Raw genomic sequence first — 18,054 nt, 5'->3', positions numbered from 1 at the left:
GCAGAGCAGCCCTTGAGCGGTTCACCCGCTTCCTGGAAAGCGGGACGAAGTGGCGGTGAACACGTCCATACGTCGATGCGACCCGGGCCTTCCCGAAAAAGGTGGCAAAATGGGCGCAAAGGTCTGGCAACCGAGGGGGACCCCGTGAAGTACCGGCTCGTGACCCGTAGCGACTTCGACGGTCTCGTGTGTGCCGTGCTGCTGCGTCACCTGGACATGATCGACGCCGACAACATCCTCTTCGTGCACCCCAAGGACGTCCAGGACGGCGTCGTCGAGATCACCGACCGGGACATCCTCACCAATCTTCCGTACGACGGTCGCGCGTACATGGTGTTCGACCACCACCACTCGGAGACGCTGCGCAACGACGCCGGCGTCGGCAACCACGTGATCGACGCCGAGGCCCCGTCCGCGGCCCGGGTCATCTACGAGCACTTCGGCGGCAAGGAGCGGTTCCCGCAGGTCTCCGACGACCTGATGCGGGCCGTGGACCAGGCCGACTCCGCCGACTACTCGCTCACCGACATCCTCAGCCCGACCGGCTGGACCCTGCTGAACTTCCTGATGGACAGCCGGACCGGGCTCGGCCGGTTCCGCAACTTCCGGATCTCCAACTACCAGCTGATGATGCAGCTCATCGACGCGTGCATCCAGATCCAGGACGTGCACGAGATCCTCGCCCAGCCCGACGTGGCCGAGCGCGCCCAGCTGTTCCACGACTGCTCGGCCCGCTTCGTCGACCAGCTGCACCGGGTCTGCCGGCTCGACGGCGACGTGGTGATCGTGGATCTGCGCGACGAGGAGGTCATCGAGGCCGGCAACCGGTTCATGGTCTACGCGCTGTTCCCGGAGGCCCGCGTCTCGATGCACATCATCTGGGGCCGGGGGAAGCTGAACACCGTCTTCGCCTGCGGCAAGTCGATCATCGACCGCAGTTCTCCGGTGGACATCGGCGAGGTGATGCTGCGCTACGGCGGCGGCGGTCACCTCGCGGCCGGCACCTGCCAGGTCCCGCACGACGAGTCGGACCGGGTGGAACGCGAGATCATCGACGCGCTGCGCACGGAACGGGTGGTGCCGGTCTGAAGGCGAGGCGGGCGGAGATCTCTCCCCGCCCGCCCCACAAGCGGATCACGGGCCTTGCCCGGGGCCCCACCCGCCGGTCGTGGTTCGCGCCCCACGCGCTTACCCACGACGCCTCACGCCCACCCGCGTGAGGTGAGGGTTGTTCACGACCGGCCTTGAGTTGTGTGGCCCGCGAGCGAGCCGCATGATCTCCACCGTCGTGAACAATCCTCATTTTTCCCGCTGCAGGCGCCCGGCCTGCGTGGGAGTCTCTGTTGTCAGCCCTTGAAGCTCCACTTGCTGTCACCGGCGCCGACTGCGACGGGCTCTTTGTCCTCGTCGCCCGGCTCCTCGTCCGGCTCCTCCTCGGTCGTCGCGCGGTGCCGGTTGCGCAGGACCACCCAGCCGGCGCCGAGCAGGGCCAGCGCGGCCACCACCCAGCCGGAGATCGCGAGCATCGACGGGCCGCTGTCGGCGTCCTGGAGGATCTTGTCGAACGCCGCCTGCTCACCGGGCGTCAGCTCGCCGGCGGGAGCCTGGCCGGTGTTGCTGTGGTGAGCCGGAGCTTCGCCGACCGACGGGGTCAGCGACAGGGTGGCCGCCATGGCCGGGCCGGCCTTGCCGTCGGCGTACTTCGTCTCGATCGGGAACCGCAGCGAACTCAGCGTCGGCAGCGGGCCCACCGCGACGGACAGGTCGGTGGCCGCGCCGGGAGCCAGCGGCTTGCCCACCGCGAGCCAGACGATCGCGCTGGTCGCCTGATCCACCGGTGTGCCGCCGTGGATCGTGTCGAGCGGCTGGGCGAGTTTCTGCCACTCGATCTTCGGCGCCCACGAGTCCACCGACAGCGGATAGACCTCGGCGATCGGGCTGTCCTTCGGAATCCGCAGGGTCACCTCGGTGACCGGCGCGGTGCCGGAGTTCGTCACCCGGAAAGTCAGGTTCACGCCGCTGGCCTGCGGCGCGCTCGCCGGGCTCACCGTCACGTCGGCCGCCGCCGGAGCGGCGGCGGACAGCACGACAGCAGCGGTCACAGTGGCCAGCACGCCCGCGCGGCGGGCCATCCCCAGAAGCCTCACGAGATGTAGTTCGGATCACGGGCCCCGATGGTTCAACGTGTTCGCAGAACTTTTTCCGATCCCGCATGATGAGCGGATGCGTGACGTGCCGATCGACGGCGACATGATCCGGCTGGGCCAGTTCCTCAAGCTGGCCGACCTCATCGACACCGGCGGCGAGGGCAAGATCCTCATCGCCTCCGGGGACGTGACCGTGAACGGTGAGGTGGACCTGCGACGGGGCCGCCAGCTGCACCCGGGTGACGTGGTCGAGGTGCAGGGGCGGACGGCCCGCGTGGTCGCTGAGTAGGGCGAACACTTTCGGCGGGAAAGTCGCGAACGGTCGGAACCGGGGTGACGGCCGTCTCGTCGTACCAATCATGACCCGAACCCGCGGCCTCCTGATCACCGCCGCCATCCCCGTCCTGCTGCTGGGCGCCTGCGCCCGGCCCGGCACCGCGGCTGATGCCGGCGCCCCCGCCGCCGGCGAGCCGATCACCGAAAGTGCCACCGCCGACCCGGACAGCGTCGCCCTGCGCGTCGAGTATCGCGGCGGTTTCGTGCCCCCGCAGTACCTTCTGGGCCGGCTGCCGGTGGTCACCGTCTACGCGGACGGCCGGGTGATCACCGACGGGCCGGTGCCGCTGATCGCGCCCGGCCCGGCCCTGCCCAACCTGCAGGTGCAGCAGATCACCCCGGAGCGGGTGCGGAAACTGACCGCCGACGCGGTCGCCGCCGGCGTGAAGACCGGGACCGATTTCGGCTCACCCGGCGTCGCCGACATTCCCAGCACGCGGATCACCGTCGCCACCGGCTACGGCACCGAGACCGCCGAGGCGATCGCCCTCAACGAGGCGCAGGCCGACGACCCGGCGCTCACCTCGGCGCAGAAGACGGCCCGGGCGAAGCTGAAGAAGTTCGTCGAGCAGCTGACCGCGCTCGACGACGCCACCGAGCCCTACCGGCCGGCCGAGGTGGCGGCGCTGGCCCGGGCGTACGTGGCCACCGGCGACGGGCTCGAGGGCAAGCCGGTCGACTGGCCCGGCCCCGCGCTTCCCGGCGACGCCCTCGACAAGGACCTGGACATCCGCTGCGTCAGCGTGACCGGCGCGGAGAAGGACAAGGTCTGGGCCGCCGCGGAGAAGGCCAACCAGCAGACCCCGTGGGTGTCCGGCGGCAAGCAGTGGAGCGTGCTGTTCCGGCCGCTGCTGCCCGACGAGTCCGGCTGCGAGTCGCTGCGGAGCGCCGGATGAGCCCGTTCGACGACCCGTTCGACTTCGGCATGCCGGGCGGCGGGGACGATGCCGACGGTGGCGGCGGGCCGGCCGAGCCCGTACCGGTCCGCCCCCTCTGCCGGTCGCGCAGCACCGCCTCACGCGCCCGCCCACGCCGGCGCGGCGACCCGCCACGCTGAACCGGCCGCGAGCGCGGCGATCCGCTGCGCTCAACCGGCCCCGGCGCGGCGATCCGCCGCGCTGAACCGGCCGCCGGCGCCGCGGGGACGTCCGCGGCGCCGGCCCCGGTCCTACCAGACGTCGCCGGTCCTACCAGACGTCGCCGTCGCGCCAGTCGCAGATCAGCGTCGCGGTGTGCCGCAGCGGCACACCGCCCGGCACCTCCCGGACGAAGGTGCTGTCGTCGTCCTCCTCGGTCCGGACCACCCCCTCCGGCGCGAGCACGGCCGTCGCCCCCTGCCACGGCGTCCACCCCCGGGCCAGGTAGAGAGCCCGCCCGGCCCCCGACGCCGACAGCGCCCCCAGCTGGTACCCGCCGTCGATCACCCGCTCGGCCCTGCTCATCACCGCCGCCCCGAGCCCTCGCCGCTGCCGCTCCGGATGCACCGCGACCGCTTCCACATAGCCGCACCGCAGCGACCGCCCGTCGTGCAGAAACCGGCGCTGCACCACCGAGGCGTGCGCGACCGGCACACCCTCCTCGATCACCATGAAGTGCACCCCGCCGAGCGAATGCTCCCAGTCCTCGTCGCTGAACTCCCCGTCGAACGCCACGTCCAGCAGCCGCCGCACCGCAGCCCGCTGCCCACCCGTCAGGTCAGCTGTCAGTACCGAATCCACACCGCATGGTAAGCATGTCGTTTCGGAGCGTCCCCGTTGGACGACCAGCGTATTGACCCATGATCGAGTGCCCGGTTAGCGTCTGCCACCTGGGGGAACATGGCACGCATCGGGGGAGGGTCCATGTCCGTGGAGCGGATCGTCCACCGTGTGCCGCGCGGGTGCCCGCTTCGGTGATCAGCCAGGACGACTTCATCTGGTTCACCAGCCAGGCAGCGCGGGTCTACCAGGTCGAAGAGGACGCCATCGCGGCAGCCGCGGCCCGGCTGGAACCCTCCGGCCACCGGCGCCACGCCCGCGAGATCTGTGAACTGCACATCGCGCTGATCAACGTCGCCGCCGCGCACCAGTGGTGCCGGGCCGGCTGCGAGACGTGCGTCGCGATCCGCGAGTCGGTCACGGTGGCGATGGCGGTACTGCGCACCGAGGTGGACACTCAACTGGAACAGATGATCGACGGGCCTGCGCGCGGGGTCGCGCTCCCCAGCGCGGGGTCCTGGCCCCAGCCCACCACGGGCGGCGTCTACAAGAGCGCAACAGCCGATTGACGGTACGAGAGCCCGCCGTCCCCAACCACAGCTACACCTCCCTGCGCTACGACGCGACCACCTGGGCCGTCCCGGCCCCAGCGCGCCCGCCGGGAAACAGCGCGCCGTCACGCCACGCCCGATTACCCGCGTAGGCGACGGCTCGCGCGGTTCAGCCGTAGCTGAGGCTGGTCATCGGCCCTTGATAAGCCGCTTGGGCGACGGCTCGCGCGGTTCGGCCGTAGCTGAGGCTGGTTAGGGCTCGTCGAAGAACAAGCCGTTGCTTGGCGGATTTCGATGCGTTGATCTGTTATGGCGGTATCGGAGGAGGAACGGGGCAGGCTGGCAGCGAAGTTTGAGGTGATCTTGCCGCATCTGGACGAGCGGCAACGCCGGTTGCTGCTGGGTGCTGAGGCTCGGGTGCTGGGGCATGGCGGGATCCGGGCGGTAGCGCGAGCTGCCGGGGTCCGGGAGGGCACGGTGGCTGCGGGCGTCGATGAGTTGGAGGCCGGGGTGGCGCCGCTGGGCCGGGTCCGCCGTGCCGGTGGCGGCCGGAAGCCGGTGACCGAACATGATCCCGCTCTGATGCCGGCGTTGTTGGGGCTGGTCGAGCCGGACGAGCGGGGGGACCCGATGTCGCCGCTGCGATGGACGACGAAGTCGTTGCGCCACCTTGCGCAGGAACTGGCCGGGCGGGGTCATAAGGCCGGGCCGGACACGATCGCTGCTCTGCTGCACGGTGAGGGATTCAGCCTTCAGGGCAATGCCAAGACTCTGGAAGGCAGACGCCATCCCGACCGCGACGCCCAGTTCGGCTACATCAACGAGCAGGTCAAGGATTATCTGTCCAGCGGTGACCCGGTCGTCAGCGTCGATACGAAGAAGAAGGAACTCGTCGGCGCGTTCGCGAACAAGGGCCGCGAGTGGCGGCCTGCCGGTGAGCCGGCCGTAGTCCGCACCCACGACTTCGCCGATCCGCAGCTGGGACAGGTGATCCCCTACGGGGTCTACGACCTGGCCGCCGACACCGGCTGGGTCGCCGTCGGCACCGACCACAACACCGCCGCGTTCGCCGTCGCCACTCTGCGCCGCTGGTGGGACGGCTACGGCCGTGACCGCTACCCGAACGCCGGACGGCTCTTGATCACCGCGGACGCCGGCGGATCCAACGGCTACCGCACTCGCGCCTGGAAAACGGATCTGGCCGCTCTCGCCGCCGAAATCGGGCTACCGATCACCGTCTGCCACTTCCCGCCCGGCACCAGTAAATGGAACCGTATCGAGCATCGCTTGTTCGCCCACATCTCGATGAACTGGCGGGCACGACCCCTGACCAGCCACGAGACCATCGTCCACACGATCGCCGCGACCACCACCAGCAGCGGGCTGCGCGTGCACGCCGAACTCGACACCGGCCACTACCCGACCGGCGTCGTCATCACCGACGAGCAGATGAGCACCCTGGCCATCGACCGTCACGACTGGCACGGCGACTGGAACTACACCCTGCGCCCCGACCCGGCCACACCCGCCGGCGAACCCGCGACAGCCCTACCACCGCTGCATCACCTGGCCGCGCTGGTGCACCCGGCCATCACCGGCATGCCCGACAGCGCATGGAACGACCTGATCAACCGGCTCACCGTTCCCCATCAAGCCCAACACGAAGCGTTCCTGCACAACCTGCGCGGCCACGCCCGGCCCCGCGGCGGCGGCCGCAAGATCCGCGTCACCCTCAGCCACCAACTACTGGCCACCTTGCTCCACGACCGCTACCAACTGCCCCGCAAGGTCATCGCCGATCTGTTCGGCGTCGCCGGCACCACCATCAACGTCGCCATCCGCAACACCCGCACCCTGCTCACCCAAATCCAGCACCCCATCGAACCCAGCAACATCCGCCTCACCAACCACACCGACCTCGCCGCTCACACCCGCGCCGCCGGATTCACCGCACCCGCCTTGATCAAAACAGCGAGTTAAAAATCGACGAGCCCTTATCGGCCCGCATAGCCCGCGTGGGCGACGGCTCGGGTCGGTTCGGTAGTCGCTCGGGTGGACCCCGTGGTGTTTCCCGGCGGGCGCGCTGGGGCCTGGAGCGGCTGATGACCTCGCGTGGTAGCGGGGGACGGGGTAGTTGGGTTTGGTAACGGCGCATACCCGTACCGGGACTAGGTTGTCTAGCCATCTAGATGGCCTTACTATCTAGCAATGGATGACACCCGCTGGCCCGCTGAATGGCTGCGGGGTGCGCTGGGGCTGTGCGTGCTGGGGGTGCTGGCCGGCGGGCCCACCTACGGCTATGCGATCAGCCGCCGGCTCGCGGAGGCCGGGCTCGGTGCGGTGCAGGGCGGCACGCTCTATCCGCTGCTGGCCCGGCTGGAGAAGGACGGGCTGGTCGAGTCCTCGTGGCAGGCGGGGGATGCCGGGCCGGGCCGGAAGTACTTTGCGCTCACCGAGGCCGGGCGGGCGGAGCTGGCGGAGCGGTCCCGGCAGTGGGAGCGGTTCGTCGGCGTCACCCGGCAGGTGCTCTCGACTACGCAGGAGGCGACATGATTCCGGCTCGTCATCTGATGGATCCGTGGCGGGACACGCTGCTCACCGAGTTGCGGCTGGCCGAGGTGCCGGGGCAGCGGATCGGTGAGGTCCTCGCCGAGGTGGACGGCTTCTGTGCGGACAGCGGGCAGACGCCGCAGGAGGCGTTCGGCGACCCGGTGGCCTATGCGCAGGCGCTCATTGCGGCTCATCCGCCGGAGGTCGAGCGTGGGGTGCGGCGCTACCTGGTGCCGACCGCGCAGATGTTCGGCACCATCGCCGGGGTCTTCGCGTTGCTCAATGGGGTGGATGCGGTGGCCGGCGGCGAGCGCGGCGTTCTCACGGCCGGGGAGCTGGTCTGCATCGCACTGGGCACGGCGTTGTTCCCCGGAGTGCTGGCCCTGGTGTTCCGTCCGGCGCTGTTCCGGCGCCGGGTGGCCTGGACGGCCTTCCTGGTCGCGGTTCCGCTGGTGCTGGCGATCCCGCCGCTGCTCTGGCGGACACCGGCGCTGCACCTGCCGGGGTGGGCGCTGCTTACCGGCGGCCTCTTCCTGCTGGCGGTTGCCTGGTGGCCGACCGTCGCCGGCAAGGTCTTCGCTGATCGGGTGATCGACCCGCGGACCGGGCGGGAACCGTTCACGCCGCCGCGGGTGCTGATCGCTGTGGTCCGGTGGTGGCTGCCGGTCGCGTTGCTGGTCGCGGTGGTGGTGACGGCCGTCATCCGGTGATGGCTGCCTGATCCAGGCGCTCGCAACGGCCCGGCCCTCGCGACGGCCCGGCCCTCGCAACGGCCGGACTCTCGCCGCGGCTGGGACTCTCGCAGTGGCTGGGTTGGCAGTGGTTGGGCCGCAACCCCGCGCCGGCCGATCGAGTGTTGCGTTCGGTGTAGGTGAATGCCGCGAGGGTATGGCTCGGCCCATGAGATTGATCGCGACCGTGGCTGTTGTGGCGCTCGGCGTGCGCGTCGTGCGGTCCCGCCACCGCCGCGCTTTGCATCCGGCGGGCCGCTCGTTCACCGGCGAGCTGGAGATCTGGGGCGGCGCGGCGACCGGCTCCCAGCTGCTCGACACCCCCGGCACCTACCCGGTCACGGTCCGCGTCTCCAAGGGCGCCGGAACGCGCCGGGACTGGCCGGACGTGCTGGGCCTGGCCGTCCGGGCAGGCGGCACGGACCTGTTGCTCTCCACGGCCGGCACCACGCGCTTGACCAGGCACTTTCCCATGCCGCGGCGCGCCTTCGGCACGCACTACGGCAGCATCACCGCTTACCGTACGGCCGACGGCCGCAAAACCTACCTGTCTGCGGGCCCGGACGAGAAGGGCGCACCGCTGGGCCGCACGCTCGAGTCCGTCGTGCTCGCCGCCGCAACCGGACGAGCGGGTTTCCTGCTGTACGCCGGCGCGCAGGAGGTCGGCCGGGTGAGGTTCGGCGCTGTTCTGAGCCCGGCCGCCGACGCCGCGCTCGCCTTCGACCCGGTCCGCAACTGCACCGACGACCTGTACCCGGTCGGCGCCATCCAGACGGCGCGAGCCCTCGCCTACCGGGCCAGCCGCCACTGGCGCGGCGTGCGCCTTGCGGCCTGATCACGCCGCACGGCGTGCGTTACGCGGCGTGACCGCTCTGCGCGGCGTGGGCGATCGCGCGCCGCAGCACCGCCACCGACACCGTCAGGTCGCCGGCCATCTCGGTCAGGCCCAGCTCGATCCATTCCCGGACCAGCTGCGAGTACGGCACGCCGGCCTGGTCGGCGGCGTCGCGGACCCGCTGGGCGAGGGCGGGCGGCACCCGTACCCCCAGCGCCACCATCGGCTCGGTCTCCGGGACCGGCGGCAGCGCCACGATCTTCGACTCGTCGTAGGTCACCTGGCCGGCCGCGAAGGCCGTGGCCGCGGCATTGAGCTGCTCGTCGGTGTACGGCGTCATGACGCCTCCCATTTCTCGAACCGCGCCAACTCGTCCGGTGTCATCTCGCGAGCCCCGATGATCTGCTGCTGGTGCCCGCCGAGCAGACGGACCGCGACCACCAGTGGCCGCCCCGCCCGGGTGCGCCCACTGATCGTCAGGAAGTGCACCCCGGCACTCTCCGCGGCCAGCGGCAGCCGCCGCCCGGCGGAGAGCACCTCGAACGCCTCGTAGGGTTCGACGTCACGGAGAGCAGCCAGCGCCGCTGTCAGCCACTCGTACCCCACCCCGCCAGCGTAAAACGATTGTCGAACAACGTCGAGCGGCCCGGTCCGGATCCGGACCGGGCCGCTCGATCAGCGACGACCGCTCAGTGGACCTGGAGCAGGTCCACCACGAAGATCAGGGTCTCGTTCGGCTTGATGGCGCCGGCGGCGCCGCGGGCGCCGTAGCCCAGGTGCGGCGGGATGATGAGACGGCGGCGGCCGCCCACCTTCATGCCGGCGACGCCCTGGTCCCAGCCGGCGATGACCTGCTGGCCCGCGACCCGGAAGCCGAAGGCCTCGCCCCGGTTGTAGGAGGCGTCGAACTCCTTGCCCGTGGACTGGGCGACACCCACGTAGTGGACGCTGACGTAGTCCCCGGCTTTCGCCTCCTGGCCCTCGCCCACGACGATGTCCTCGATCACCAGTTCGGTGGCGGGAGCGTCGGGGATGGTGCCGACGTCGGGCTTGCTCATGAATCCTCCAAGTTGTTACCGGATTCGGCCATGCAATCACAGCAGGCTGTCCGCTGAACGAGCGGTGCCCGAAGTACGTACCACCGGGTGGCCGGGAGACTCCCGGTTGCGCCGAAAGCCGTACCCGGGAGAACCAGTGCTCGTCCGCCGCCTCGCCATAGTCGGCCTGCTGGCCGCAGTGTCCGTGCCCGCCGTACCCTCGCCGGTCCTGGCGCACGGCGCCCCGATGACGCCGATCAGCCGTAACGCCGCCTGCGCCGGCAACGGCACCGAGCGCGGGGCGGCGGCCTGCAAGGCCGCGCTCAAGGCCACCGGGGGATTCCTGGGCGCGTACGACAACCTGCGGCTGGCCGGCGTGAACGGTGACGACCGGGGACGGGTGCCGGACGGGAAGCTGTGCAGCGGCGGCATCGAGACCTACCGGGGACTGGACCTGGCCCGCGACGACTTCCCGGCGACCGAGGTGAAGTCCGGGCAGCGGCTCGCCGTGTCCTACCGGGGGACGATCCCGCACCAGGGGTCGTTCCGGATCTTTCTGACCCGCTCCGGCTACTCCCCGGAGAAGAAGCTGACCTGGGACGACCTCGGTGCGAAGCCGATCGCCGACATCAAGGACCCGCCGCTGCGGGACGGCGCGTACCGGATGCGGGTGACGTTGCCGGAGCGGACCGGGCGGCACCTCCTCTACGTGGTGTGGGAGACGTCGAGCACCCCGGACACCTACTACTCCTGCTCCGACCTGATCTTCCCCGCCGAGGTGAAGGCGCCCGTGAAGGCGCCCCCGCCGTCGACGGCAGTGGCCACGCCGAAGAAGGCCGTGCCGACGAAAGCGACGACGGAGCCCAGCGCGGCGCCGGCCACCGCGCAGAAGACGGAGCTGGCCGCCGCGGAAAAGGCGGAGAGCCCGGAGGCGGCCGAGGACGGCATGGTCACTTTCGGGCACTGGCTCGTCGTGGGAGCGCTCGCAACAGCCGCCCTGGTAGCGGCCGGTGCCGGCGTCTCGAGGCTGCGCCGGCGGCGCGAACCCTGAGAATTCGTTGAACCCCGCGCCGGTGGATCTCGTACTGAGGGTCGTCGACATGCACCGCCCGTCCGGCCCCCAACGACGACGAAAGGCCAAGCATGAGTCGTGTTCGTTACCGTGCCCAGGGACGTAACTGGTTGTCCCGCCGCCGGGTCCTCGCCCTCGCCGCAACGGGCGTCGGCGTGTCCGCGGCCTCCGTCGCGGGACTGAGCCTGGCCGGTGAGAGCGAGTCCGCAGCGGGCGACGGTTCGCCGCTGGTGGTCTCGGTCCGCGACGCCAAGAAGGGCACGATCGACGTCTTCTCCGGCGAGAAGCGCAAGACGATCACCGACAAGAAGCTCGCCGCGAGCCTGATCCAGGCCGCCGGCCGCTGACCCGGAGGAGAACACACCATGTCTTCCCACCGCGAAGCGCCGGAGATCAGCAAGGATCCGGTCGCCGACAGTTCCGACCTGTACGCCTTCGTCAGCCCCGACGACCCCGACACCGTCACGCTGATCGCGAACTACGTGCCGCTGCAGCTGCCGGCCAGCGGCCCGAACTTCTTCGAGTTCGGCGACGACGTGCTGTACGAGATCCATGTCGACGCGAACGGTGACGCCCGCCCCGACGTCACCTACCAGTTCCGGTTCCGCACCGAGCTGCGCAACGACCGCACGTTCCTCTACAACACCGGCCCGATCGAGTCGCTGGACAGCGAGAACTGGAACCGCCGCCAGTTCTACTCGGTCACCAAGGTGGATGCCTCCGGCAAGAGCACGGTCCTGGCGAAGAACCTGCCGTGCCCGCCCTGCAACGTCGGCCCGCTCTCGATCCCCGATTACGAGAAGCTCGCCGCCGACGCCGTGCACAAGCTCAAGACCGGCGAGAAGGTCTTCGCCGGGCAGCGGGCCGACGCCTTCTTCGTCGACCTGGGCGCCATCTTCGACCTGGGCACGCTGCGCCCGTTCCAGGACAAACACCTGGTCGGGCAGAACCTGTTCAATTACGCCGGCAAGGCGGTCAACGCCACCGACAAGACCAACGTGCACAGCATCGCGGTGCAGATCCCGCTGCACATGGTCCGCCGCGACGGCAAGAAGCGGGTCCGCGGGCGTGACCCCGGCGCGGTGATCGGGGTGTGGACCTCGGCCAGCCGCCGTCAGGTCGAGGTGCGCGGCGGCGACGGCAAGGCCGGCGACGTCGTGGTCGGCCCTCCGGTGCAGGTCTCCCGGCTGGGCAACCCGCTGTTCAACGAGGTCATCGTGCCGATGGCGGAGAAGGACAGGTGGAACAGCCTGCCGCCGGCCGAGGACAAGCGGTTCGCCGAGTTCGTCGCCACGCCCGAGCTGGGCGCGCTGCTGCCGGTGCTCTACCCGGGCCTGTTCGACAACCTGGCCGCGCTCAACGAGACCAAGGAGCCGCGCGCCGACCTGCTCGCGATCCTGCTCACCGGCATCCCGGACGGGCTGATCGACGGCTTCCAGAACAACACCGGTGAGCTGCAGGCCGACATGCTGCGGCTGAACACGGCGATCCCGCCGGCCGAGAAGGAGAACAAGTTCGGCGTGGTCGGCGGCGACGTGGCCGGGTTCCCGAACGGCCGGCGCATCGGCGACGACGTGGTCTCGATCTCGCTGCGGGCCATCGCCGGGGCGACCGTGCCGCTGGTCAACGCCGAGTTCGAGCCGGACGCCGCGGCCGCCCTGGTCGAGCAGGGTCTGAGCGTGAAGGACTCCAGCGCCAAGCTGCTCAAGAAGTTCCCGTACCTCGGCACGCCCTTCGACGGATTCGGAAACCCCGCATGACGCACAGCCACGGGCACGGCCACCATCACCACCACACCCTGGCCCCGTCCGGGCAGGGCACGGTGATGCTGAACATCGGTGGCCGGATCGGCGCCCTGATCATCGACACCCCGGCCGAGTGGCACGGGCACGAGATCGAGGTCAGCCCGGCCGGTGCGCCGGACGAGCGTACGCATGCCGCGGTCCGGGCCCGGTTCGTGCGCGGCGGCGTCTCCTACTGTGTGGTGCTCGACGCCCTGGCCGAAGGCCGGTATCTGATCTGGCAGGACAGCGCGGAGCCGCTCGCCGAGGTGGAGGTCCGCGGCGGCGCGGTCACGATGTTCACCTGGCCCGCGCACGCGACCCCCGGGCGGGTACCGGTTCTGGCCTGATGAGAACGGTCCGCCGGGGAGATCCCGGCGGACCGCCCTTCAATCAGTCGCCGGAGCTGTACAGCGAGCGGATCTCGTCGGCCGAGAGCATCCGGTCGTAGAGGTGCACCTGGTCGGCCGTGCCGTCCAGGTAGTCGACCGGGTTGCCGCCGAACCTCCCGCGCCCGATGACCGTGTTGCCGGTCGGCGCTCCCTGGGGCAGGCAGGCGTCGGCCCGGCCGGCCTGCTCGCCGTCGATGTAGAGCCGCAGCTCACCGTTGACCGTGTCGCGGACGCCGACCAGGTGGTACCAGCGGCCCACCTCCGGCTTGGCCGGCCCGAGCGCCCACACCCCGGCGAAGCTCATCGCCATGTGAAAGAGGATCTCGCCGTTCAGGGCGAGCCGCAGCTTGCCGTCCTCGCCGGGTTTCGTGCCGATCGAGCGCATCCCGAAGTAGGAGCCGACCCGGTCGACGACGGTCCGGCCGTCGAGCAGCTGCACGTCCAGGTTGTAGAGGTACGGCGAGTCCGGCGACCAGAGCTCGGCCCGGGGGACCGGGAGCGCGAGTTCCGTACCGGAAGCGCCCTGGATCTTGCCGGCGACCGTGCCGGAGCCGCGGGCGGTGGCCCGGACCTGCAGATCCTCGCGTCCCTCGACGTCGACCGTGAGCCTGAGGACGCCGGCCTCGAGGTCGGGCGTCATCTGCAGGCCGGTGATGCTGGACGCCGGCACCGGTTCCATCCAGACGGTCCGCCAGATGCCGGAGCTGCCCTGGTAGAAGATGCCACGGTCGCCGGTGCGGCGCTGCTTGCCGATCGGCTGGCCGGTGGCGTCGGTGAGGTCCTCGGCCCAGAGGATCAGCTTCCGCTCGCCGGTGCCGCTGAGCGCGTCGGTGACGTCGACCTCGAACATCCGGTCCTCGCGGCGCTGGATGCCGGAGAGCGCGGACTCGATCGGATAGGGCACCAGGACACGCTCGGCCAGGCTCTGTCCGGCCGGGACAGCCTGGCCGGCGGTGGCCCGTGCGAACTGCCAGACGCCGTTGAGGTTCTGCCATCTGTCCCGGGTGAGCTGGGGCCGCGGGTATTCCGGCAGCGCGTTGTCCGGCCCGACCCGGGCGGTCCACGGGGTGGCGATGGGCGGGATGGTGCAGCCAGTCAAGGTCCTCGATGGAATTACGGCACCCGTTCGGGGTCTGCCCGGATCACCTCGCGGGACTAATCTGATTCGCATGGCAGGCAGCCGGCTCAGCGCTCCGGCGGCGCCGGGTGCCGACATCCCGGTCCACATCGGATTGCGCACGACCGACATGGAGGAGGCACGGGCGTTCTGCCGCAAGCTCTACTACGGTCCACTGCGTATCGAGCCGGTCGGTGACCCGCGCACCTTCCATTTCACCGCGGACGTGGTGCTGCTCGGGCCGATCACGCTCGGTGAGGTGGGCTACGGCACCGACATCCGGGTCAGCATCGGGGCGCTCGAGACGTCGTACCACGTACTGGTCCCGCTCACCGGCATGCTGCGCTCCCGGCACCGTGGCGCGGTGGTCGACGCCGACCCGACCCGCGCGGTGGTGTACCGGCCCACCGGCGACATCGAGCTCGACTGGCCCGGCAGCTGCCGGCTGCTCAGCGTCAAGGTCGAGCGCGCCGCCCTGGAGCGCGAGCTCGATGCCGCCCTCGACCAGCGTGTCGTCTCCCCGCTTCCGCTCGGCGCCACCTTCGACCTGGTCGACGGCCCGGGCCGCACGTGGGTGTCGATGGTCCGGCTGCTGCTGACCGAGCTCCGCGGCGCCGACGGCCTGGCGAGTCAGCCGCGGATGGCCGCCCGCTGGCGCGACATGGTGGTCAGCGGGCTGGCTCTGACCGTCGAGCATCCGTACGGCGAGGAACCCGCCGGCCTGCAGGGCCCGCATCGGCCGCGCACGGTGAAACGCGCCCTCGACGTCATGCACGCCGAGCCGTGGCGGCCGTACACCGTCGGTGATCTCGCCGACGTGGCCGGCGTCGGCGTCCGCGTCCTGCAGGAGTCGTTCCGCCAGCACGTCGGCATGCCGCCGCTGACCTACCTGCGCCGCCTGCGGCTCGACGGCGTGCACTCGGAGCTGTCGCGCGGCGATCCCGGCCTGGTCAGCGTCAGCGAGGTCGCCTATCGCTGGGGCTTCACCCATCTGGGCCGCTTCGCGGGCGCCTACCGGGACCGATTCGGCATGTCACCCTCGCAGACGCTTCGCGGAAGAGACTGACCGGGTACGCGCTACGCCGTCCCGCCGGAAACGTGGCCGTCCCCGCTCACCCGGGGCGGCCGGCTGCCCGGTCGCGGCCCCAGGGCCGCCGCCGGGGCATGCGCTTCGAGCAGGCTGCGTACCGCGTCGAGCACCTGCCGTTCGATCAGTCCCCGGTGTTTGGCGATGTCCGGGTACCGCGTGTGGTCGCTGGACCCGCCGGCCAGCTCCCGGACCGCCACCCGGGCGCCGTGATCCAGCCCGACCCGCAGGATCCGGCCGAGGTCGGAGGGGCCGCGGTGGGGCCGGCGGATGAAGGCGTGCCGGTCCGGGACGGCGTCACCGAGCGCCCGCACCAGCCGCAACGGCGCCCGCACTACCCGGACCGGAAGCGTGGCCACCCCGTCGCCGACGGCCCGCAGCCAGGCCCGCGGACCGGACGCGTCCGGCAGGTCGACGACGTGGTAGGCGTCCGGGCAGGGCATCAGTGCCGTGGTGGTGACCTCCAGGTAGAGCACCCCGCCCTGCACCGCGACGTGGACGTGCACCGTCGTCACCACCTCGCCACCCCGGGACGGGATCTGACAGGCCAGGTAGTGCCGGGCCGCCGCGGTCGGCCGGCGGATGATCTCGGCGACCAGTCCGGGCGGGGTGACCGGGTCGAGCCGGCCGACCTCGGTGCCGGCCAGGTGCACCCGGTCGGTGACGGTCAGGCCGGCGATCGTCTCCTCGGGGACGGTGCCCGGCCCGCCGACCAGGGCGCCGAGATGCCACTGCAGGTGGGCGACGACCTCGGCGGCGTCGAACGGCACCGGGCCCGGCCCGAGCGGCTCGGTGAGGTTCCAGGTGCCGACGACCGGTCCGGCACCGAGGAACTGGCGGTGGCCGGAGTGCACGACGGTGTTGCCGTACTGCTGCAGGTCGATGTCGCGCAGCCGCTGGTCGTCGGTGGGTGCGGCCGGGGTGCGGCCGGGCCGGAACCGGTCCAGCTGCGCCTGCCGCCACAGCGACCAGGCGAGCGAGCAGACCAGCAGCGCGACCAGCGTCATCGCCGCGGTGGCCGCGGGCGCGTCTAGGGGAGTGGCGCAGAGCGCGATCAGCAGGACGGTGATGATCAGGGTGTCGCGGAGCAGGGCGGCGCTGCGGGCGCGCAGGCAGTGCGCCAGCACCGGGGTGAGCGAGTAGCCGTACGACAGGGCGACCGCCCGCGCGGGCCGGTGGTAGACCTCGCGCAGGGCGGTGTCGCGGAAGCGCTCATCCAGGTAGGCGCCGGCGCACAGATGCCGGGTGGCGGTCGTCGGATCGTCCGGATAGGGAGGCGCCCAGGACCCCATGACGATCCCCGTTCGCGCAGGTGGCGGGCCGTTTCCTCAGCCTAGAAAGGCCGAACGGAACCCGTCAATGCGTCCACCGGGTGACGGCCGGGCTCAGAGCTCGACCCGCTGCCCCTTGCCGATCACCACCACGCCGTTGTCGCTGACCGTGTAGAGCTTGCGGTCGCGCTCCAGGTCGACGCCGATCTGCGCGCCCTCCGGGATGACCACGTTCTTGTCGATGATCGCGTTGCGGATCACCGCCCGCCGGCCCACCGAGACGCCCTCCATGATCACCGCGCCGTCGACGTGCGCCCACGAGTTGACCCGCACGTTCGGCGAGATGATCGAGCGTTCCACCAGGGCGCCGGAGACGACCACGCCGGGGGAGATCATCGAGTCGATGGCGCGGCCCTGGCGGTCGTCGTACCCGTGCACGAACTTGGCCGGCGGCCAGGAGCCGTAGTTGGTGAAGATGGGCCAGTCGTGGTTGTAGAGGTTGAAGATCGGCAGGGTGGCGATCAGGTCCTGGTGGGCCTCGTAGAACGAGTCCAGCGTTCCCACGTCCCGCCAGTAACCCCGGTCGCGCTCGGTGCTGCCGGGCACGTCGTTGTCACGGAAGTCGTAGACGTTGGCCTCGCCGCGCTCGACCAGCATCGGGATGATGTTGCCGCCCATGTCGTGTTTGCTGTCCGGGTTCTGCGCGTCGGTGGAGACCGCCTCGCACAGCGCCCGGGTGGTGAACACGTAGTTGCCCATCGAGGCGTAGACCTCGTCGGGGGAGTCGGCCAGCCCTTTCGCGTCGCGCGGCTTCTCCCGGAAGGCCTGGATCTTCTTACCGTCCGGCCCGACCTCGATCACGCCGAACTGGTCGGCCAGCGACAGCGGCTGGCGGATGCCGGCGACGGTGACCGCGGCGCCCGAGGCAATGTGGTCGTTGACCATCTGCTTCGGGTCCATCCGGTAGATGTGGTCGGCGCCGAAGACGATCACATAGTCCGGAGCCTCGTCGTTGATCAGGTTGAGGCTCTGGTAGATCGCGTCGGCCGAGCCGGCGAACCAGCGTGGGCCGAGCCGCTGCTGGGCCGGCACCGGCGTGACGTAGTTGCCGAGCAGCGTCGACATCCGCCATGTCTTGGAGATGTGCCGGTCGAGGGAGTGCGACTTGTACTGCGTCAGGACGACGATCTTGAGATACCCCGCGTTCGCGAGGTTGGACAGCACGAAATCGATCATGCGATAGATGCCGCCGAACGGCACGCCGGGCTTGGCCCGGTCCGCCGTCAGGGGCATCAGGCGCTTGCCTTCTCCACCAGCCAGAACAATCGCAAGCACCTTGACAGCCATGGGAAGGACGCTAATGTTCCGGCCGCCCGTTCGCCACCCGAAAGGGCGCTTCGAAATATCTTGCTCGTGCTGCTTCGGTCTTACCGGTCCCGCTACCGCCACG

22 protein-coding genes are annotated in these 18,054 nt (G+C 70.6%); 14 read left to right on the top strand and 8 right to left on the bottom strand.

Annotated elements, in window-relative coordinates; genetic code table 11:
• The first annotated feature begins 144 nt into the window (after positions 1-144).
• On the top strand, positions 145-1,089 hold the full coding sequence (locus tag OHA21_RS21970) for an exopolyphosphatase (RefSeq protein ID WP_328476474.1): 945 nt from the start codon (positions 145-147) through the stop codon (positions 1,087-1,089).
• Positions 1,090-1,346: 257 nt separating this feature from the next.
• Here OHA21_RS21970 and OHA21_RS21965 read toward each other — a convergent pair whose 3' ends face one another.
• The gene (locus OHA21_RS21965) at positions 1,347-2,132 is read right to left on the bottom strand and encodes a DUF1775 domain-containing protein (RefSeq protein WP_328476472.1); all 786 of its coding nucleotides are present in this window, start codon (positions 2,130-2,132) and stop codon (positions 1,347-1,349) included.
• A gap of 91 nt (positions 2,133-2,223) precedes the next feature.
• On the opposite strand from OHA21_RS21965, the gene OHA21_RS21960 reads away from it, so the two are divergent.
• From OHA21_RS21960 to OHA21_RS21950, 3 genes are all read left to right on the top strand, one after another.
• Positions 2,224-2,436 (top strand): RNA-binding S4 domain-containing protein, encoded by a 213-nt coding sequence (locus tag OHA21_RS21960; RefSeq protein ID WP_328476470.1) that lies wholly within the window; start codon positions 2,224-2,226, stop codon positions 2,434-2,436.
• A 70-nt stretch (positions 2,437-2,506) separates the two neighbouring features.
• Positions 2,507-3,379, top strand: coding sequence for a hypothetical protein (locus OHA21_RS21955; protein WP_328476468.1), 873 nt, complete (start codon positions 2,507-2,509; stop codon positions 3,377-3,379).
• Positions 3,376-3,540 carry a hypothetical protein gene (locus OHA21_RS21950; RefSeq protein ID WP_328476466.1) on the top strand — a complete coding sequence of 55 codons (165 nt, stop codon included), beginning with the start codon at positions 3,376-3,378 and terminating at the stop codon, positions 3,538-3,540. The genes OHA21_RS21955 and OHA21_RS21950 overlap by 4 nt, the downstream gene beginning before the upstream one ends.
• A 130-nt stretch (positions 3,541-3,670) precedes the next feature.
• On the opposite strand, the gene OHA21_RS21945 is transcribed toward OHA21_RS21950, so the two are convergent.
• Positions 3,671-4,201: a GNAT family N-acetyltransferase gene (locus tag OHA21_RS21945; protein ID WP_328476464.1), complete on the bottom strand. Its 531-nt coding sequence runs from the start codon at positions 4,199-4,201 to the stop codon at positions 3,671-3,673.
• 161 nt (positions 4,202-4,362) lie between these two features.
• Here OHA21_RS21945 and OHA21_RS21940 point away from each other — a divergent pair, with 161 nt between their 5' ends.
• The 5 genes from OHA21_RS21940 to OHA21_RS21920 all read left to right on the top strand — a co-directional run bounded on the left by OHA21_RS21940 (position 4,363) and on the right by OHA21_RS21920 (position 8,847).
• On the top strand, positions 4,363-4,749 hold the full coding sequence (locus OHA21_RS21940; RefSeq protein ID WP_328476462.1) for a hypothetical protein: 387 nt from the start codon (positions 4,363-4,365) through the stop codon (positions 4,747-4,749).
• Positions 4,750-5,040: 291 nt separating this feature from the next.
• Positions 5,041-6,711: an ISAzo13 family transposase gene (locus OHA21_RS21935; protein ID WP_442875064.1), complete on the top strand. Its 1,671-nt coding sequence runs from the start codon at positions 5,041-5,043 to the stop codon at positions 6,709-6,711.
• 228 nt (positions 6,712-6,939) lie between these two features.
• Positions 6,940-7,284 (top strand): PadR family transcriptional regulator, encoded by a 345-nt coding sequence (locus OHA21_RS21930; RefSeq protein ID WP_328476460.1) that lies wholly within the window; start codon positions 6,940-6,942, stop codon positions 7,282-7,284.
• The gene (locus OHA21_RS21925; RefSeq protein WP_328476458.1) at positions 7,281-7,991 is read left to right on the top strand and encodes a hypothetical protein; all 711 of its coding nucleotides are present in this window, start codon (positions 7,281-7,283) and stop codon (positions 7,989-7,991) included. The genes OHA21_RS21930 and OHA21_RS21925 overlap by 4 nt, the downstream gene beginning before the upstream one ends.
• 190 nt (positions 7,992-8,181) lie before the next feature.
• On the top strand, positions 8,182-8,847 hold the full coding sequence (locus tag OHA21_RS21920; RefSeq protein WP_328476456.1) for a hypothetical protein: 666 nt from the start codon (positions 8,182-8,184) through the stop codon (positions 8,845-8,847).
• A gap of 19 nt (positions 8,848-8,866) precedes the next feature.
• On the opposite strand, the gene OHA21_RS21915 is transcribed toward OHA21_RS21920, so the two are convergent.
• From OHA21_RS21915 to OHA21_RS21905, 3 genes are all read right to left on the bottom strand, one after another.
• Positions 8,867-9,187 carry a hypothetical protein gene (locus OHA21_RS21915; protein WP_328476454.1) on the bottom strand — a complete coding sequence of 107 codons (321 nt, stop codon included), beginning with the start codon at positions 9,185-9,187 and terminating at the stop codon, positions 8,867-8,869.
• Positions 9,184-9,453: a hypothetical protein gene (locus tag OHA21_RS21910; protein WP_328476452.1), complete on the bottom strand. Its 270-nt coding sequence runs from the start codon at positions 9,451-9,453 to the stop codon at positions 9,184-9,186. Before OHA21_RS21910 ends, OHA21_RS21915 begins: the two co-directional genes overlap by 4 nt.
• A gap of 83 nt (positions 9,454-9,536) precedes the next feature.
• A complete protein-coding gene (locus OHA21_RS21905; protein WP_328476450.1) occupies positions 9,537-9,905 on the bottom strand; it encodes an FKBP-type peptidyl-prolyl cis-trans isomerase in 369 nt (122 codons plus the stop codon).
• 136 nt (positions 9,906-10,041) lie between these two features.
• On the opposite strand from OHA21_RS21905, the gene OHA21_RS21900 reads away from it, so the two are divergent.
• The 4 genes from OHA21_RS21900 (at position 10,042) to OHA21_RS21885 (ending at position 13,087) form a co-directional block, all read left to right on the top strand.
• Complete coding sequence (locus OHA21_RS21900; protein WP_328476448.1) at positions 10,042-10,935, top strand: lytic polysaccharide monooxygenase; 894 nt, start codon at positions 10,042-10,044, stop codon at positions 10,933-10,935.
• Between the two features lie 92 nt (positions 10,936-11,027).
• Entirely contained in the window at positions 11,028-11,303 is a 276-nt protein-coding gene (locus OHA21_RS21895) for a hypothetical protein (protein ID WP_328476446.1), read from the top strand.
• Between the two features lie 18 nt (positions 11,304-11,321).
• The gene (locus OHA21_RS21890) at positions 11,322-12,716 is read left to right on the top strand and encodes a DUF4331 domain-containing protein (RefSeq protein WP_328476444.1); all 1,395 of its coding nucleotides are present in this window, start codon (positions 11,322-11,324) and stop codon (positions 12,714-12,716) included.
• Positions 12,713-13,087, top strand: coding sequence for a phospholipase (locus OHA21_RS21885; RefSeq protein WP_328476442.1), 375 nt, complete (start codon positions 12,713-12,715; stop codon positions 13,085-13,087). Before OHA21_RS21890 ends, OHA21_RS21885 begins: the two co-directional genes overlap by 4 nt.
• Before the next feature lie 43 nt (positions 13,088-13,130).
• Here the strand turns inward: OHA21_RS21885 and OHA21_RS21880 are convergent, their stop codons facing one another.
• A complete protein-coding gene (locus OHA21_RS21880) occupies positions 13,131-14,228 on the bottom strand; it encodes a LamG-like jellyroll fold domain-containing protein (protein WP_328476440.1) in 1,098 nt (365 codons plus the stop codon).
• A gap of 70 nt (positions 14,229-14,298) precedes the next feature.
• On the opposite strand from OHA21_RS21880, the gene OHA21_RS21875 reads away from it, so the two are divergent.
• Complete coding sequence (locus tag OHA21_RS21875) at positions 14,299-15,312, top strand: AraC family transcriptional regulator (protein WP_328476438.1); 1,014 nt, start codon at positions 14,299-14,301, stop codon at positions 15,310-15,312.
• 11 nt (positions 15,313-15,323) lie between these two features.
• Here the strand turns inward: OHA21_RS21875 and OHA21_RS21870 are convergent, their stop codons facing one another.
• A complete protein-coding gene (locus OHA21_RS21870) occupies positions 15,324-16,625 on the bottom strand; it encodes a hypothetical protein (RefSeq protein WP_328476436.1) in 1,302 nt (433 codons plus the stop codon).
• 93 nt (positions 16,626-16,718) lie between these two features.
• Positions 16,719-17,951 (bottom strand): glucose-1-phosphate adenylyltransferase, encoded by a 1,233-nt coding sequence (gene glgC / locus OHA21_RS21865; RefSeq protein ID WP_328476434.1) that lies wholly within the window; start codon positions 17,949-17,951, stop codon positions 16,719-16,721.
• Positions 17,952-18,054 lie beyond the last annotated feature (103 nt).

The organism is Actinoplanes sp. NBC_00393 (genome assembly GCF_036053395.1).
Taxonomy (GTDB): Bacteria; Actinomycetota; Actinomycetes; order Mycobacteriales; family Micromonosporaceae; genus Actinoplanes.
This window is presented reverse-complemented; position numbering and strand designations above follow the sequence as displayed.

What these genes read in the sequence shown, in the direction of transcription:
- OHA21_RS21965 (WP_328476472.1), bottom strand. Translation starts at nt 2,132, where the DNA reads ATGGCCCGCCGCGCGGGCGTGCTGGCCACTGTGACCGCTGCTGTCGTG.
- OHA21_RS21960 (WP_328476470.1), top strand. Translation starts at nt 2,224, where the DNA reads ATGCGTGACGTGCCGATCGACGGCGACATGATCCGGCTGGGCCAGTTC.
- OHA21_RS21955 (WP_328476468.1), top strand. Translation starts at nt 2,507, where the DNA reads ATGACCCGAACCCGCGGCCTCCTGATCACCGCCGCCATCCCCGTCCTG.
- OHA21_RS21950 (WP_328476466.1), top strand. Translation starts at nt 3,376, where the DNA reads ATGAGCCCGTTCGACGACCCGTTCGACTTCGGCATGCCGGGCGGCGGG.
- OHA21_RS21935 (WP_442875064.1), top strand. Translation starts at nt 5,041, where the DNA reads ATGGCGGTATCGGAGGAGGAACGGGGCAGGCTGGCAGCGAAGTTTGAG.
- OHA21_RS21930 (WP_328476460.1), top strand. Translation starts at nt 6,940, where the DNA reads ATGGATGACACCCGCTGGCCCGCTGAATGGCTGCGGGGTGCGCTGGGG.
- OHA21_RS21925 (WP_328476458.1), top strand. Translation starts at nt 7,281, where the DNA reads ATGATTCCGGCTCGTCATCTGATGGATCCGTGGCGGGACACGCTGCTC.
- OHA21_RS21920 (WP_328476456.1), top strand. Translation starts at nt 8,182, where the DNA reads ATGAGATTGATCGCGACCGTGGCTGTTGTGGCGCTCGGCGTGCGCGTC.
- OHA21_RS21915 (WP_328476454.1), bottom strand. Translation starts at nt 9,187, where the DNA reads ATGACGCCGTACACCGACGAGCAGCTCAATGCCGCGGCCACGGCCTTC.
- OHA21_RS21905 (WP_328476450.1), bottom strand. Translation starts at nt 9,905, where the DNA reads ATGAGCAAGCCCGACGTCGGCACCATCCCCGACGCTCCCGCCACCGAA.
- OHA21_RS21895 (WP_328476446.1), top strand. Translation starts at nt 11,028, where the DNA reads ATGAGTCGTGTTCGTTACCGTGCCCAGGGACGTAACTGGTTGTCCCGC.
- OHA21_RS21890 (WP_328476444.1), top strand. Translation starts at nt 11,322, where the DNA reads ATGTCTTCCCACCGCGAAGCGCCGGAGATCAGCAAGGATCCGGTCGCC.
- OHA21_RS21885 (WP_328476442.1), top strand. Translation starts at nt 12,713, where the DNA reads ATGACGCACAGCCACGGGCACGGCCACCATCACCACCACACCCTGGCC.
- OHA21_RS21875 (WP_328476438.1), top strand. Translation starts at nt 14,299, where the DNA reads ATGGCAGGCAGCCGGCTCAGCGCTCCGGCGGCGCCGGGTGCCGACATC.
- OHA21_RS21870 (WP_328476436.1), bottom strand. Translation starts at nt 16,625, where the DNA reads ATGGGGTCCTGGGCGCCTCCCTATCCGGACGATCCGACGACCGCCACC.
- glgC (WP_328476434.1), bottom strand. Translation starts at nt 17,951, where the DNA reads ATGGCTGTCAAGGTGCTTGCGATTGTTCTGGCTGGTGGAGAAGGCAAG.